This window comes from Pseudactinotalea terrae, from assembly GCF_009733845.1.
In the GTDB taxonomy this organism is placed as follows: domain Bacteria; phylum Actinomycetota; class Actinomycetes; order Actinomycetales; family Beutenbergiaceae; genus Pseudactinotalea; species Pseudactinotalea terrae.
In genome coordinates this window covers 301,184-316,709 of record NZ_WNXZ01000001.1, presented here as the reverse complement: position 1 = coordinate 316,709, position 15,526 = coordinate 301,184, and the positions used below count along the sequence as shown (strand labels likewise).

Sequence of the window (15,526 nt, the reverse complement as noted above, 5' to 3'; positions counted from 1 at the left end):
TGCTGCCTGAACCCCCGAGAGCGATCGAAGACAGCGACCCGTCACCTCGACCTGTGTGCTGGAAGTCAAGAGGCCGCGTTGGAAACCGGTCTGGGCTGATCGTCAGGTCCCTCGGTGGCGTACTCGCGCGTTGTCGTACAGCCTCACCACCTCCTCGGCAGTGTTGTCGCTGGTCAGGCGGCCGGTCCAGGTCATGAACCAGGTCCAGGCCGGCTGGGAGTCGAGGATCTCCGGCGTGGGCATCGCACCCACCTCACCCAGGGCGATCGGACGGCCCTCGGCCAACGCCGCGAGGTCGTCGTGATGTGACTGGCGGTAGTCGTTGCCGTAGACGTCGGAGGCAAGTACGTCGACGACGTCGTGGCCGGGGTAGAACTCGGCGTAGGGGCCGGCGTCGCCGCGGGGGGCGTTCGGGTTCCACACCCAAAGCAGGTTGTCCAGCCGGTGAACCTCGGTGAGTCGCTGGTACAGCATCCGGTAGAGGGCGGCGGAGCCGTCCGGCCCGGGACGACCGCCCCACCAGAACCAGGTGCCGTTCATCTCGTGATAAGGACGCCAGAGCACTGGGACGTCCGCGTCGCGCAGCCGCCCGAGCAGTTCGGCCACCACGTCGACCTGGCCCTGCCAGCGCTGGTGCACCGGCGTGCCGGGCGTGAGCAGTTCTTGCCAGCTCGAGTCCTCCAGTGGGCCGACACAGATGTGGCCGTCGAAGGTGACCGGCTCGTCCTCCGTGGGCGGTACGGCATGCCACATGAAGGTGATGACCGAGCCTTGCCCGTGCTGGCGGATCGCCTCTGCCACCACGGCATCGCGGTAGTCGATGCCGTCCATGTCGCCGGGGGCGGCGAACCCGAAATCCTGGCCCCACACGGCAGGGCGGCGACCGGTGATCTCGAACGCCTGCTCGCTGTAGGCCGAGATCTCCCGGGGAGTGTTGTGCTGCCCACTCAAGGTGAACTTGCCGGACACCTGGTAGAGCAGGTCCAACAGTGATCGCGCGGCTGTGCTTGCGCTCGGGTTGACCGTAGCGGCTCGGACGATCTCGTGAGGTCGATCGGGCCCCGTCCTCGTCATGGCCGTCCGTCCGTGTTCGGCGTCGTTTGACGGGCTACCGTCTCGGCTCGGTCCGCCTCGGTGACAACGGTCGGGTCGTTCCCACTTCCGTCTTGGTGCAGCCTGGGGTGAAGTGGCGACTCTGCGCTGTCTGGGGGTGCGGCGGTGGTCTGACGTTCGACGACGACCAACCCGGAGGCGATCGCCGAAATCGGTCCGTCGCCGCTCAGTTGCTCGACCAGAGCGTGACCCAGCTGGACACCCATTTGATGCACGTCATGGCTCAGCGCGGACAGGGCGGGAACGGCCAGCTGACATTGGACCGAGTCGTCCCAGGCCAACAGTGAAAGTTCCCCGGGCACCTCCAGACCGAGGGCGTCGGCCGCCTCTAGACCACCTAGAGCCATGAGGTCGTTGTCGTAGATGATGGCGGTGGGGCTGTGCTCCGAGCGGAGCAGATCCATGGTGGCAGCCTCCCCACTGGCGCGCGAGTAGTCGCCGACCTGCACCGCCGCGCTCACACCCGCCTCGGTCACCGCCTGCCAGAACACCTCGGTGCGCCGTTGCGTGTGGATCAGCGACTCCGGACCGGCGACCCGTGCCAGCCGCCGGTGCCCGAGCCGGAGCAGGAACTGCACGGCGTCCCTCATCGCCTGACCGTTGTCGAACCGCACCGCCGAGAACGGACCGGAGTGCGTGACGTCGGTGAGGGCCATGAAGGGCAGACCCATATCCGCAAGCTGGTCGAACCGAGGATCGTTGGCTTGCAGGTCCTTGATCACCACGGCGTCCACCAAACCGGCTTGCGACCAGTGGCGGTACACCGCCAGCTCCTCCTCGGCCTCGTCGACCACCCGGACCACCAATTCGCTTCCCGAGCCCGCCAACACGTCGTCGAGGCCGGCGATGATCTGGTTGAAGAACGCCTCTGACCGCGGAGCGCCCACGTGGCTCACGAAGACGAATCCGATTCGGGATCCGGCAGCGGTGTCCGGCCCGTGGTGATCACCGGTCATTGGTCGTATCCTTCGCGTAGCGAGACGCGGCGGCGATCATGCGCTCGTTCCGTGCGGGTTCGGGTGCAGCAGCGGCCAGGCGCTTGGTGAAGTCTGCCTGCGGACGCAGGATTACGTCGTCGGGTGCGCCGTCCTCGACCACTTCCCCCTGGTACATCACCATGATCCGGTCCGAGAAGTGGCGTGCGGTGGCCAGGTCGTGGGTGATATAGAGCACTGCCAGGTCTTCCTCCCGCTGCAACCGTGCCAGCAGGTTCAGCACCCCGAGCCGGATCGACACATCGAGCATCGATACGGGCTCGTCGGCGATCAGTACCGATGGCTGGGGGGCTAGCGCGCGAGCGATGGCCACGCGCTGCCGCTGCCCGCCCGACAGCTCGTGCGGTCGTCGGGCGAGGAAGTCGCGGCCTGGGCTGAGTTGGACTCGCTCCAACAGCTCGATCACGTGTGCGTGGACATCGGCCTTGCTGGTCGCCACACCGTGCAGACGCAGCGGGCGTTCCAGGTGGTGGCCGACGCTATGGAACGGGTTCAGCGAGGCGAACGGGTCTTGGAACACCATTTGTACCTGGGAGCGGTACTTGTGCACTCCTCGGCCGCGAGTCGGGGCCGGAGCGCCGTCTAGCAGCACCTGTCCCGACGTCGGACGTTCGAGGTGCGCGATCATCCGTGCCACCGTGGACTTCCCGCTGCCGCTCTGACCGACCAGCGCGACCGTGCCGCCCGGGACCAGCTCGAATGACACGTCCTGCACCGCGTTCAGGATTCGTCTATTGCCGCCCTCGCGGACGTGGAAGTCTTTGCACAAGTTCTTGACCTCGAGTGTGGCCATCACCGAACCTCTTCGTTCTCGAGCTGGGCGCCGTGCCGGATGAAGTCGCCTCGCTCGCCGGTCAGGCTGGGGAAGGACCGGAGCAGCTGGCGGGTGTATGGGTCCTGCGCGGCGAAGAAGATCTCCTCGGCTGAGGCCATCTCCACGATCCGACCGTGGCGCATGATGGCGATCCGATCGCTGATCTCGAGCAGCAGCGGCAGGTCGTGGGTGATGAAGATGACGGCGAAGCCGAGCTCCTCCCTCAGCCGCGTGATCTCCAGCAGGATGTCGCGCTGCACCACCACGTCGAGCGCCGTGGTGGGTTCGTCCATGATCATCAGCTCGGGGTCTAGGGCCAGCGCCATCGCGATCATCACCCGTTGGCGCATCCCGCCTGACAGCTCGTGCGCGTAGCTGTCTAGCCGTTTTGGGTCCACTCCGACCAGTTCCAGCAGTTCTCCGGAGCGCAGCCGTCGCTCCGCTTTGCTCATCTGTGGTCGGTGGGTGGCGAAGACGTCGTTGAGCTGGGCACGGACCGAGATGACCGGGTTGAGCGAGTTCATCGCGCCCTGGAACACCATCGACACCTTGTTCCAGCGGTAGCGTCGCAGTTCCTTGTCCTCCAGGGCCAGCACGTCGATGTCGTCACCTGACCGATCGTGGAAGGTGACCCCGCCTTCGGTGATAACCGCGGGCGGCACGAGGAGCTGGTTGATGCCATAGGCCAGGGTGCTCTTGCCGCAGCCACTCTCTCCCGCAAGGCCGATGATTTCGCCCCGGCCCAGCTGGAGGCTGACGTTCGCGACCGCATGCACGGTCCGCTCGCCCAGGTAGTCGATACTCAGTCCGGAGATCGACAGCAGCGGTGAGTCCGGCGCGACAGACCCGGACCTTCCGGGAGTGGCCACGCCGGCTGCCGACGACATCTCAGGATTGGTGCTCACGCTTGGTCCTCCGCTCAACCTTGGCGATGTTGGTCGTCCGTAGCTTCGGGTTGATCACCTCGTCGATGCTGAAGTTGATCAATGACAGAGCCGCCCCCAGCGCGGCGATCAGCAGCCCGGGCGGGGCGAACCACCACCAGGCACCGAACAGCAACGCTTGGCCGTTCTGGGCATCGGCGAGCATCGTTCCCCAGGTGAGGGAACCTGTGGCTCCGATCCCGATGAACGACAAACCCGCCTCGGCCAGCACGGCGCCGACGATTCCGAAGACGAATCCAGAGGACATCACCGGGAGCAGGTTGGGCAGGATTTCGACACAGATCACCCGCCAGGTTCGTTCCCCTGCGACCCGCGAGGCCAGAACGTACTCACGGTTGCGGAGTGAAAGAGTCTGCGCACGCAGCACCCTCGCTCCGGCAGCCCAGCCCGTGAGCGCGAGCACAACTATCACAAGCAAGACCGATTGTGACTCCACATAGCTGGCGATGACAATCACGAGCGGCAGACCCGGGATGACCAGCATCACATTGGAAAGCAGCGAGAACCCCTCGTCCGTGATGCCCCCGATATACGCACCGATGATGCCGAAGAACGCCGACAACCCCAAGGTGAAAGCGGCCACGAGCACTCCAACGGTGAGAGAGCCGCGGGTGGAGTGCGCGAGCTGGGCCAGCACGTCCTGCCCGACAGAGGTGGTGCCCAGCGGGTGGGCACCGCTGGGAGACGACAGTCCAATATTGTCGATTGCGTTCGGGTCCTGGGTGATCAGCGGCCCGATCAGACCGAACAGGACGATCAGCAGCACCACCACCGCACCGACGACGAACTTGGGGGTCAGCAGACGGCGCCAGAAGGCGGAACGCCCCCGGCGTCGCTGGGAATCATCCGGTTCCTCGTCGGCAGCGTCGGCACGGACCGCGATGCTCTCGGTGATCAACTCAGCCATGACACTCCCCTCAGACCCCGCGGGCGCGGGTGCGCGGATCGATGAACTGGTACAGGAGGTCGACCAGCAGGTTCGCGCCCAGCACCGAGATGGTGATCACCAGGAACAGGCCCTGCATCAGCGCGTAGTCGTTGTTCTGCACGGCCAGCAGGAAGGCATTGCCGATTCCGGGGTAGGAGAACACCTGCTCCATCACCACCGAGCCGCCGACCACGAAACCCAATGAGATCGCGAACCCTGCTATCGATGGGAGCGCGGCATTACGTGCGGCGTAGGTGATCATGACCCGTTTCGGGCTGAGGCCCTTGGCCCGCGCAGTGATGACGTAGTCCTCCGACAAGGTGGAGACCATCATATTGCGCATGCCTAGGATCCAGCCGCCGATCGAACTGATCACGATCGTCAGGGCCGGCAGGGCAGCGTAGTAGAGGGCGCTCGACAGGAACTCGAATGACAGCTCCGGTGAGGTGCGCCGGACATCGTAGCCGCCGCCGAGCGGGAAGATCCCGGCGGTGACCGAGAGCAGATAGACCAGCACCATGGCCAGCCAGAAATAGGGCACCGACGCCAGAATCGTGGTGGACGGGATGAGGCTGTCCACCCACGTGCCGCGTTTCCATCCAGCGATGGTGCCGATCACCATTCCGATGACGAAGGTGATGAGCGTGGTCAGACCGACCAGCACCAGGGTCCAGGGCAGCGCGGAGGCGATCACCTCGGTCACTGGAGTCGGGAAGTAGGTGACCGAGACGCCCAGGTTTCCGGTGGCCAGGCTCTGCAGATAGTCCAGGTACTGCTGCCAGATCGGCACCGAGGTGTCGGTACCGAACAACAGCATCAGTGCCTGGCGTGTCTCCGGCGTGACCGGCCCCTGGGCCTGGAGCTTTCCCAGCAGCACGTCTACCGGGTTGCTCGGCAGCATGCGCGGGATCGCGAAGTTCAACGTCAGCGCGGCGAACAGCGCCACCAGATAGAAGGCAAGCTTCCTCAGAATCGACATGCGGCTTCCTCTCTTGGCCGATCTCCCTCCCCAGCCGATACGGGCCGGGGAGGGAGTTGCGCCCTCGTGGCGTTACCCCGAGGCGGCAGCGACGGTCAGTTCACCGGCTCCAGCCGCTCCAGCAGCAATCCGATGCTGAAGTCCTGGACGTAGGGGTCCTCCTCGGTCGGCCAGCCGGTGTAATTGGCCGTGCTGTACGTCCCGAAGCCTTGATTGTTGATCAGCGGGATGTACGGCATGGCCGGCACGATGACGTCCTGGATCTCGCCGTAGAGCCGCACCTTCTCCGCCGGGTCTTGGGTCGCCGCGGCAGCCTGGATGGCCGCGTCGACAGTCGGGTCGGAGAACTTCGACACGTTCCCGTAGGGGTTACCGTTCTCACCGACCGGCGCTGCCTGGGCCGAGCTGAAGTTGTTGTTGTAGATGTAGTAGAGGTCGGCAGTCGGCCCTCCGAAGATGCCGTCGATGGCCACCTGGAAGTTCCCCTGCGAACGAGCACTGAGGATCTCGGCGTTGGCCTGCTGCTGCGGGTTGATCTCGATCCCCGCCTCGGCCAGCTGCTGCTTCAGGATGTCAAGCGTCGAGATGTAGTCGGTGTATCCCGATGTCACAATGACGTCGAAGCTCAGCCGCTCGCCATCCTTGGCGTAGACGCCATCGGAACCGAGCTCCCACCCGGCATCCTCCAGCAGCTCCTTGGCCCCGGCCACGTCCGGTTCCATCGACATCGGCGGGAATTCGTCGGAGATCTGCTCGTCGTCACGACCCACCACACCGAACGTCGGCGAGATCTCCAGGCCACGGCCGTAGTAGGCCAACTGGTTGATCTGCTCCCGGTCGATGGCCAGCGCCATGGCCTGGCGGACCGTCGGGTCGGTCTGGGGACCCTCACAACCCATCTCCTCGTCGGAGCATGTGGTCAGTACCACCTGCTGGAATGTGGTGGTCAAGATGTGCAGGTCCTCGTACGGGGCGAGGACAGTCTCCACGTCAGGGATGGCGATCCCCGCCATGTCCAGCTCGCCGGCCAGAAGCTTGTCGGTGGCAGCCTGGTTTCCCGACAGCGAGAAGTAGCGCACGCCGGGGACGGCCACGTCTTCGGCGTTGCGATAGCTGTCGTTCTTCTCCAGCAGGTAGGACTGCGCAGTGAACTCGCCCAGCACCATCGGTCCAGTGCCAACCGGCTCCAGGTTCGGGTCAATGACCACGTTCTCCATCTCCGAGAAGATGTGCTCGGGAACGATCGACACGGCCAGCACGTTGGGCACGTCCGGGAACGCCGGCCTGTCGAAACTCAGCCGGACAGTGTTCTCACCAGTCACCTCGGCGGCCGGGCCGTTACCGGTCGTGTTGAGCTCCGGGTTGTCACGAACGGTGTTGTAGGTGAAGGCCACATCCTCGGCAGTGAATGGTTCGCCGTCGCTCCAGGTCACTCCGGTCTTGATGGTGACGTCAACCACCGTGCCGTCCTCGTTCACCACGTAGCTCTCACCCAGCAGCGGCTCCGGCTTCGCGCTGAGGGGTTGCAGCGGGTTGAAGTAGAACAGCGACTCGTACACCATGCCCCGGATGGCTTCGAGCACTGTTGGGGACAGCGGGTTGTAGTTCTCCACGAACTGGCCGCTGGCGCCACCGTAAGCCTGCAGGATGACGCCCTCGCCGGCGGTGTCGTCGTCGCCAGTCTCCTGTCCGGAGCCAGTACAGGCGGAGACCGCCAGCACGGCGGTCAGGCTGGCTGCGCCGAGCAATCGGGCAACGCGCTTGCTGAAGATCATCGTCGATTCCTCACTCTGGGGAGCCACCGCGATCCGTCCTAGGACCAGGTGGACGTGGCCTCGGCGGCACGTAGCGGACCAGCCTACTCAATCAACTTGAGGAAGTAAAGAGGCTTCATCGCCTCCGACGTCGGTGATTCGCTTCTTCGACCTCCGGCCCAGGCGCGACCAAGTTGGTCACCTCTGGTTGGGACGCCAGTCGTGCCTGCTTCGATCGCGGCCTGCATGGCGGTCTTGCTGAGGCGACTCTTGCTCTCGGTAGGCGGCGACCATGGGCCGGTGGTGGGGCGCGCCAGGTCACCCCGCATGGTTGTGTGCCTGGTTGGCGAACAGCACGGTTGCGGTCGCACAGGCGCTCGGTCAGCACCCTGTGCCGGTGAGCACTGTGCGTCGGCTGCTGCAAAGCAGGTCGGTGGGTCTGCGCGGTGGCCGTGCAGACCCCGCTGCACCCGGCAGCGGCACTCCTGACAGGCGCCTTGCCGGCGAGTACGGACCACGTCGAAGGGATCCATCACCGCAGTCACTTGCGGGAGCCCCTCGCTGGTTTCGGTCTTGAACCCGGTGACCCTCGTCCGTCGCGACCTCCAACCCGCACATCAGCGCTGGGAGCGGCTCACGAGCCAGGCATCGAACACACCCGCGAGCTGCGTCCCGGGCGGGACCCGATCACCTCAGGCGAGCTCGTCCGCAGCATTCAACTCATCCGGGGCCGGCTCCTCGGACCGACCCCAGGTCCTGGGCCACAAGCCTCGTCGACCGCTGCAAGCGCCCACCTTCCTGCAACTGAGGCCACCCTCCCGCATGGCGCGCACCGTGCGGGAGGCTATGTACGGAGCCGCGACCGCGACCTCTATCACGCGGGCACTTGATACCGGGACTCGGTGACTGTTCACCGTGGGTGGGGGTAGCTCGCCAGATCGGGCAAGTCATCGTGGGTGACCACGTACGGGCTGCTGTATACGTCACGGACGTGCTCGGCGCTGTTCTGTCCGGTCAGCCGCCCGGCGCTCCAGACGTTGAACCAGCTCCACATCGAACCGTACAGCTGCGACAAACGCGGATCAGGGATCGGACCGTTCTCCGACAGCGCCACGAGCTTCCGATCGTCGACCAGGGACACCAGGGCCTCGTGGTGGCTGCTGAGCGGGTTGTGGTTGAAGTCAGGCTCGTAGACGTCGGCGGAGACGATGTCGACGATGTCGCTGCCGGGATACCAGTCTGGTGAGGTCGAGTTCCACACCCAGATGAGGTTGTGGATTCCGTGCTGGCCGGTGAGCCGCTCGTGCAACAGCCGGTACAGCGCCTTGGCCGGCTCCGGGCCCTTGGCGCCCCACCAAAACCAGCCGCCCTCGGCCTCGTGCAGCGGGCGGAACAGAACCGGGACGCGGTTGTCCTGGAGTCTGGCCAGCTGGACGGCGATGGCGTCGATGTCGCGCAGCAGCAGCGCGTGCTCTGCCGAGTCGGGATGGCTCAGCGCGTGCTCCACGTCGAAGTCGGTGTTCTCGGTGTAGAACCCTTGGTACCACAGCGCGCCGGGCTTGACGGGAATCGGGGAGTTCCAGTGCCAGCAGAACGTGACAACACCGTTCGCCGCCGACCACGCGATGGCATCCTCGATGATCGGAGGCGGGGTCTCACGTTCGGTGAACGTGGGCGAGTACCGCATCAGATCGAGGCCGAGCACTGCGGGCTTCTTTCCGGTCAACTCCTCAACCACGCCGACAGCGCTCAGCTCTTGCTGGCCGGCGAGGATGCGGTGGCCGTAGCTGTCCACCAGGTAGCTGTGCAGGGCACGGGCCTCGACTGAAGCGTCGGCGTCAACAAGTTGCTTGCGCACCTTGTGCCGGGGACGGTCGCGGGTCGGGGTGAGCCTGATGGCGTCGATGTCGTAGTAGCCCCAGTTGCTCTGCACGACCACGGTGTTGGAGCCGGCGTCGAGCATCAGCCTTCCTGCCGCTGTCTCGGTGAAGGACTGGGACTCCGGCAGTCGGATGCTTTCCCACGGCTCACCGTTCAGCGCCAGCCTGGTGTACTTCTCTGCATCCGCGCGATATCGGATCCTGAGCTCGTGCAGACCCCGCCGCTTGGCGTCCACAGTGAACGTCACCGCGTCGCCGGTTGCATCAAAGCCGGTCACGAAGCCACGGCCCGAGTACCCGGCGCCCTCCGAACTGACCCTGACCCCGGTCAACTCGGCGTCCTCGGCCTCGTAGATCCGTGGTCCAGAATCCGCACGCGCAGGCGCCGCCATGGCCCCGCCGGTGGCGATCACGCCGAGCGAGGCTGCCGCTGCTCCCTGCACCAGAGCACGCCGGCTCAGCCGCTGCCGCGGGCTCTGCTCATCGTCGTTCATCGTCCTGTCCTCCGCGCTGAAGTGGTCGACGAGGAGAGACCTCCTCGAAGGGCAACTTACCCAAGAAACTTCACGAAGTAAACGAGTGCGCGCTACAGTGCAGCTTGAGCCGATGCAGAGTCGGGCGACAAGGGAGTGGCGATGAGTCGAGTGGTGGTCCCCAGCGGCGGGGCCCTGACCCGGAGCATGATCCTGGACCGCATCAGGGTCGCCGGGAGGATCAGCAGGGTCGAGCTCGCCGAGGCCTCCGGTCTGACCCAAACTGCCATCTCGAACATTGTCCGGCAGACAATCACCGACGGCCTCGTGATCGAAACCGGGTTCGGGGAGTCCACTGGGGGCAAGCGCAGGACGCTGCTGGAGATCAACGTCTCCGCTCGGCACGCCCTAGGGGTGTCCCTGGACCAAGAGCGCATGATCTATGTCGCCTGCGACCTGTCCGGCCAAATGGTCGGCCGGATCAGCGCAGCCGGTACGGGCCTGGAGCAGCCGGGGGCGGTGGTGCCGAGAATGGCCACCGAACTGCGCGCTCTACTCGATCTGACTGAGATCGATCCGTCGTCCGTGGTCGGGCTCGGGGTTGCTAGTCCGGGTCCGCTGAACAGCCCGGCCGGCGTGCTGCTGGGACGTCAGCCCAATCCGGCCTGGCGAGACTTTCCGCTGCGGGAGGAGTTGGCGAAGGCCACTGGTCTGCCGGTGATGCTGGACAGCGACGCCAGCTGTGCCGCGCTGGGAGAGTTCTGGACCACCAGGAACGGGGCGACGTCCCCGGTCAACGCGACGGTCTACATGGCCGACGGGATCGGCTGCGGCATCATTGTTGACGGTCGCGTCTTCCACGGCGCGTCGTCCAATGCTGGCGAGCTTGGTCATCTCAGTCTGGACGTCGACGGCCCTCCGTGCGCGTGCGGGGCCCGCGGCTGCGTTGAGCTCTACGCCGCACCCCGAGCCGTGGTAGCGGCTGCTCTGGCCGACCGAGAACTGGCCACCGCGCTGGATCTTCGAGGGGATCCGGTGCGGACGCGGAGCGACTTCGCCCGCATCGTCCGCTCTGCCACGCACGGTGACGACGCGAGTCTGCGGCTGGTGACAGAAGCCGCCAGGCGGCTGGGTCAGGGCATCGTAACGCTGGGCAACGTCCTCGACCTGGACGAGATCTCCCTGTCCGGCCCAGGCTTCGCCGACGGAGGCGCGCTCTTCGCCCAGGTCATCCAACAGCAGCTGGACCAGCTGCCGTTCACGCGCGACGTGCACAGCGTTGCAGTTCGGATCTCCCACATCGGCACCGAGGCCGCCGCGCTGGGGGCCGCGGCCCGGATGCTCCAGCAAGAAGTGACACCGCACACCAGGGTCGGTCGGCGGCTGACCTCCGCTGCACGCTGAGGTGCCTCGGAGATGAGCAATCACGACATCACGGCCTACGGTGCGCGCGGCGACGGACGAACCGACGACGCTGCAGCTATCCAGGCCGCGATCGACGCCTGCCATCGGGCCGGAGGTGGCCGCGTCATCGTTCCGGGCGGACGGATCTTCCGTAGTGGCACCATCCAGCTCCGATCCGCGGTGGAACTGCACCTGGAGACCGGAGCCACGCTGGCCGCCCATCCCGACGAATCGGCCTACACCGTCCGACGAGCCACCAGCGGGCTGACCGACGGCCGGCCCGAGAATGACAGCCAGCTCAGCATCATGTTCATCCTTGCCGAGGACTGCCGCGATGTGGCCGTCACCGGGACCGGCACGATCGACGGCGGCGGACGGCATTTCGTGGTCGCCGACCTGGGTGAGATTCTCCAGATGCGCCCGGTGCGTCCGTACACGGTGTTCTTCCGGGGTTGCACCGGAGTGCGGGTGAGCGACCTAACCATCCGCGATGCCGCCTACTGGACGTTGCGGCTCTCGGGTTGCGCGGACGTGGTCGTCCGTGGCGTCAGCATCGACAACGACCTCAGGCTGCCGAATTCCGACGGCATCGACATCGACACCTGTCAACGGGTACGGATCAGCGACTGCGCCATCATCACCGGCGACGATGGCATCTGTGTCAAGACCTGCGCCGAGTCCGCGGTCTACGGCGGCTGCCACGACGTGGTGGTCACCGGGTGCACCATCACCAGCCGCTCCAGCGGCCTGTGCATCGGCTCCGAGGTGGCCGCACCGATCGAGCGCTGCCTGTTCAGCAGTTGCGTCATCTCCGACAGCAACCGCGGCCTGGCCCTGCAACTCGCCGAGCCGGGACTGGTCCGCGACATCACCTTCACCGACATGGTGGTGCAGACCCGATTCTGCGACGAACGGTGGTGGGGCCACGGCGAGCCGATCTACATCTCAAGCTATCCGTGGCGGGGAGGCAGCGGGACGGGCCGCAACATCCGGTTCCGCCACATTCTGGCCCGCTCGGAGAACGGCGTCCTGATCCGCTCGGAGGAACCCGGACATCTGTCCGGCGTCCTACTCGAGGACGTCCGGGTCGAGATCGACCGGTGGAGCGGACGACCCGGCGGCGACTGGGACCTGCGCCCGCACCCCTCGCAAGGATTCGTGCCCCACCGGACCAGCGGCATCCATGTCGAGCGTGCGGACGACGTCACGTTGCGCGACTGCGAACTGGTATGGCTCCCGCCATCGGAGCACCGCGCCGAGGATATGGGCCCCGCGCTGACCGTGGTGGCCACCGCTGAGCTGCGGGTGCGCGGTCTGCTCGGCGAGGCGGCCCATCCAGACCGAGACCCGGCGATCGACCTGGACGGCCGAAAGCTCAGCGTCGACGAACTCCCGCCTCGAGTGCTAAGCGAGGAACACGTGTGACGACCTACCGCAATCCAGTTGTCCGAGGGGTCAGCCCGGACCCGAGCGTCTGTCGAGTGGGCGAGGACTTCTTCCTAGCGACATCCAGCCTCGACTTCTGGCCGGGCATCCCCATTCGGCACTCCACCGACCTGGTGCGTTGGACGGTGATCGGGCACGCGGTGACCCGGCCCGCGCAGTATCGGCGCGATGGACGTCCGGGGCCGCTCCGGCTCTACGCCCCCACGCTGCGCTATCACGAAGGCCGGTTCTATCTGGCCTGCACCAATGTGGCCGACGACCAGGGCAACTTCATCGTGTATGCCGACGACCCGGCCGGACCGTGGTCCGATGCGATGTGGGTCGACGGCGAGGGCTTCGATCCCTCCCTGACATTCGACGCAGACACCGCCTACTACACCCGCCGCACCGTGATCCCCGGGAAGGAGGGATCAGGCCCGCTCGTGCAGGCCGAGATCGATATCCACACCGGACGGCTGCTCAGCACCACACGGCCAATCACCGTCGGAGAGGCGGGGTGGTGCTCCAATGACATTGAGGGCCCGCACCTGTATCGGATCGGCGAGTGGTGGTATCTGCTGGCCGCCGAGGGCGGGACCTGGAAGGGTCACATGGCGACGGTGGCTCGCAGCCGCTCCCCCTGGGGGCCGTTCGAGAGCTGCCCCCGGAACCCGGTGCTCACCCACCGTCACCGGGTCGGGCACCCGATCCAGAGCACCGGTCACGCCGACCTAGTCGACGACGCCGACGGCCGTTGGTGGGCGGTCTTCCTCGGTACCCGGCACCTAGGTCCGACCGCATGGCACCATCTCGGCCGCGAAACCTTCCTGACCCCGGTGAGCTGGGACGACGAAGGGTGGCCGGTGATGGGAGACGACCGCGGCACCGAGCTCGACGTCGCGGCCGTCCTGCCCCCCGGCGGCAACACGACGTGGCCGCACCGGCCGTCGGTCTGGACGGCCGGCTGGTCAAGCCGTCAGCCGCCGGTCGACGGTTCCGAACTCACCGACACTGGGCAGACGGTGTCCGTGCGGCTCCCCCAGCACCCGGGACGGCTGGACGATGGCGGCGCCGGCCCAGCCGTCTTCCTGCCCCAACCCGAGTTTGACTGCGCGTTCAGCGCCACCGTGCCCGCCCCGCCATCCGCGCCGGCCGCGGCCGGCATCGCGGTGTACGCCGCGCCGGACCACCACTACGACCTACTCGTTTCTGTTGAGGACGGGGAGCGGCGTCTCACGCTGAGCAAGAGGGTGGGCGACCTGACCGACCGCCGGCTCACGACGCTGACCGGCGATGGTGCCGTCGGACTGCGCATCACAGCAGAGGGAGCGAACTACAGCTTCGCTGCCCGAGACGCCGACGACAGGAGAGCCGCCTGGGTGAAGATCGGCACTGGACTTGCGCGGCTGGTCTCGGCCGAGGCTTCCGCCAGCTACTCCGCGGCCCGATTCGCCGTCGTATCGCACGAGTCAGTGGGCACCCTGACCGATGTGTCGCTGCACCGGGACCGATCCGAGGAGCCCCGATGACCGCACGACCCTCCGGCACTCCAGCCGAGTGCTCCCACCCGCGCGGTGTAGTGGAGCTTGACCGTCGCCCAGGTTTGAAACGAATGAGACACGACCCACGACGTTCGAGGACCGTGGAGCTGGCCCACGTTGCGCCCGAGGCGGCATCGCTCGGCGCTGCTCCTCTCGTCCTGCAGCGTGAGTTCGCCCTGTCCGTGGCGGTCGGCTCGCCACGCCTTCAGCGCGCCACCGGAGCCCTCGCCCCGTGTGGGCGCACCAGCGTCGCCTGAGCCTCAGCTTCGGACGATCCCGTCCACACCGACATCTCACCAAGAGGACCGCACGCCATGACGAATCTTGACCCTGTCAATCGCTCAGCGACCCCCGCGGCGCGCAAGCTCCTGCTCCGAATCCAGGACCTCGGCGGCCGCGCCACCTTCTCTGGCCAGCACAACACGCCGCGCGAGCTCTCCTTCTACAGTGACCAGGCGTACGAGATCACCGGGTCCTATCCGGCCATCTGGGGTCAGGACTTCGGCTTCGCCGAGGACGGGGACATGGACGGTGTGAACTTCCGACCCGCCGTCATCGAGGAGGCGTTGGCTCAGCACGCCGCGGGGTCGATCGTGACGCTCATGTGGCACGCTGTGCCGCCGACCATGGACGAGCCCGGGACATTCACCGACCACGTTTGCCACGGCCCGCTCCCGGACCGCGCCTGGACGGACCTCCTGACGCCGGGCACGGCCGTGCATCGTCGCTGGACGGAGCAGGTCGACGTCGTCGCCGCGTTCCTGATGCGCCTGAAGGAGGCGGACGTTCCGGTCCTATGGCGGCCCTATCACGAGATGAACGGCGACTGGTTCTGGTGGTGCGGGCGCGAGGGCGAGGACGGCTACCAAGCGCTGTACCGCCAGCTCTTCGATCGGCTCGTGCGGGAGCACGGCCTCGACAACCTGCTCTGGGTCTGGAACGCCAACGCACCGCGGGGGGACGCAGCCGCATACGCCGGCTTCTACCCGGGCCATGATGTCGTGGACGTCCTCGCAGCGGATGTCTACGGCAACGACTACCGCCAATCCCACCACGACGAGCTTGTGGCGTTGGGGGAAGGCAGGCCGATCGCGCTCGGGGAGGTCGGGATCATGCCGACACCCGAGATCCTCACAGCGCAGCCGATGTGGGCGTGGTTCATGACGTGGACGAACTTCCTCACCCGCGACAACGACGCGGACGCCGTCCGTCGCCTGTACGCCGACCGGCGCGTCCGGCATCGCATAGCACCGAGCAGCAGTTGAGGGCCCCCACG

General features: G+C 66.5%; 12 protein-coding genes. 4 read left to right on the top strand and 8 right to left on the bottom strand.

Going from position 1 to position 15,526, the window contains the following annotated elements; translation table 11 throughout:
- Window positions 1–102 precede the first annotated feature (102 nt).
- The 8 genes from GPA03_RS01485 to GPA03_RS01450 all read right to left on the bottom strand — a co-directional run bounded on the left by GPA03_RS01485 (window position 103) and on the right by GPA03_RS01450 (window position 9,901).
- Entirely contained in the window at window positions 103–1,074 is a 972-nt protein-coding gene (locus GPA03_RS01485; protein ID WP_156250233.1) for a glycosyl hydrolase, read from the bottom strand.
- The gene (locus tag GPA03_RS01480; protein ID WP_156250232.1) at window positions 1,071–2,069 is read right to left on the bottom strand and encodes a substrate-binding domain-containing protein; all 999 of its coding nucleotides are present in this window, start codon (window positions 2,067–2,069) and stop codon (window positions 1,071–1,073) included. The genes GPA03_RS01485 and GPA03_RS01480 overlap by 4 nt, the downstream gene beginning before the upstream one ends.
- Entirely contained in the window at window positions 2,059–2,901 is an 843-nt protein-coding gene (locus GPA03_RS01475) for an ABC transporter ATP-binding protein (RefSeq protein WP_156250231.1), read from the bottom strand. The genes GPA03_RS01480 and GPA03_RS01475 overlap by 11 nt, the downstream gene beginning before the upstream one ends.
- On the bottom strand, window positions 2,901–3,809 hold the full coding sequence (locus GPA03_RS01470; protein ID WP_156251285.1) for an ABC transporter ATP-binding protein: 909 nt from the start codon (window positions 3,807–3,809) through the stop codon (window positions 2,901–2,903). The genes GPA03_RS01475 and GPA03_RS01470 overlap by 1 nt, the downstream gene beginning before the upstream one ends.
- A 1-nt stretch (window position 3,810) precedes the next feature.
- Complete coding sequence (locus GPA03_RS01465) at window positions 3,811–4,773, bottom strand: ABC transporter permease (protein ID WP_156250230.1); 963 nt, start codon at window positions 4,771–4,773, stop codon at window positions 3,811–3,813.
- Between the two features lie 10 nt (window positions 4,774–4,783).
- Entirely contained in the window at window positions 4,784–5,773 is a 990-nt protein-coding gene (locus GPA03_RS01460) for an ABC transporter permease (RefSeq protein ID WP_156250229.1), read from the bottom strand.
- Between the two features lie 95 nt (window positions 5,774–5,868).
- Window positions 5,869–7,548, bottom strand: coding sequence for an ABC transporter substrate-binding protein (locus GPA03_RS01455; protein WP_156250228.1), 1,680 nt, complete (start codon window positions 7,546–7,548; stop codon window positions 5,869–5,871).
- An 889-nt stretch (window positions 7,549–8,437) separates the two neighbouring features.
- Window positions 8,438–9,901 carry a glycosyl hydrolase gene (locus GPA03_RS01450; protein ID WP_156250227.1) on the bottom strand — a complete coding sequence of 488 codons (1,464 nt, stop codon included), beginning with the start codon at window positions 9,899–9,901 and terminating at the stop codon, window positions 8,438–8,440.
- A gap of 141 nt (window positions 9,902–10,042) precedes the next feature.
- Here GPA03_RS01450 and GPA03_RS01445 point away from each other — a divergent pair, with 141 nt between their 5' ends.
- From GPA03_RS01445 to GPA03_RS01430, 4 genes are all read left to right on the top strand, one after another.
- Entirely contained in the window at window positions 10,043–11,284 is a 1,242-nt protein-coding gene (locus tag GPA03_RS01445) for an ROK family transcriptional regulator (protein WP_156250226.1), read from the top strand.
- A gap of 12 nt (window positions 11,285–11,296) precedes the next feature.
- A complete protein-coding gene (locus GPA03_RS01440) occupies window positions 11,297–12,709 on the top strand; it encodes a glycoside hydrolase family 28 protein (RefSeq protein WP_156250225.1) in 1,413 nt (470 codons plus the stop codon).
- The gene (locus tag GPA03_RS01435; protein ID WP_156250224.1) at window positions 12,706–14,238 is read left to right on the top strand and encodes a glycoside hydrolase family 43 protein; all 1,533 of its coding nucleotides are present in this window, start codon (window positions 12,706–12,708) and stop codon (window positions 14,236–14,238) included. The genes GPA03_RS01440 and GPA03_RS01435 overlap by 4 nt, the downstream gene beginning before the upstream one ends.
- 326 nt (window positions 14,239–14,564) lie before the next feature.
- Window positions 14,565–15,515 carry a glycosyl hydrolase gene (locus GPA03_RS01430; RefSeq protein WP_156250223.1) on the top strand — a complete coding sequence of 317 codons (951 nt, stop codon included), beginning with the start codon at window positions 14,565–14,567 and terminating at the stop codon, window positions 15,513–15,515.
- Window positions 15,516–15,526 lie beyond the last annotated feature (11 nt).

Coding starts and splice junctions, on each gene's coding strand:
- GPA03_RS01430 (WP_156250223.1), top strand. CDS start 14,565: ATGACGAATCTTGACCCTGTCAATCGCTCAGCGACCCCCGCGGCGCGC.
- GPA03_RS01440 (WP_156250225.1), top strand. CDS start 11,297: ATGAGCAATCACGACATCACGGCCTACGGTGCGCGCGGCGACGGACGA.
- GPA03_RS01455 (WP_156250228.1), bottom strand. CDS start 7,548: ATGATCTTCAGCAAGCGCGTTGCCCGATTGCTCGGCGCAGCCAGCCTG.
- GPA03_RS01485 (WP_156250233.1), bottom strand. CDS start 1,074: ATGACGAGGACGGGGCCCGATCGACCTCACGAGATCGTCCGAGCCGCT.
- GPA03_RS01460 (WP_156250229.1), bottom strand. CDS start 5,773: ATGTCGATTCTGAGGAAGCTTGCCTTCTATCTGGTGGCGCTGTTCGCC.
- GPA03_RS01450 (WP_156250227.1), bottom strand. CDS start 9,901: ATGAACGACGATGAGCAGAGCCCGCGGCAGCGGCTGAGCCGGCGTGCT.
- GPA03_RS01470 (WP_156251285.1), bottom strand. CDS start 3,809: ATGTCGTCGGCAGCCGGCGTGGCCACTCCCGGAAGGTCCGGGTCTGTC.
- GPA03_RS01475 (WP_156250231.1), bottom strand. CDS start 2,901: ATGGCCACACTCGAGGTCAAGAACTTGTGCAAAGACTTCCACGTCCGC.
- GPA03_RS01480 (WP_156250232.1), bottom strand. CDS start 2,069: ATGACCGGTGATCACCACGGGCCGGACACCGCTGCCGGATCCCGAATC.
- GPA03_RS01445 (WP_156250226.1), top strand. CDS start 10,043: ATGAGTCGAGTGGTGGTCCCCAGCGGCGGGGCCCTGACCCGGAGCATG.
- GPA03_RS01465 (WP_156250230.1), bottom strand. CDS start 4,773: ATGGCTGAGTTGATCACCGAGAGCATCGCGGTCCGTGCCGACGCTGCC.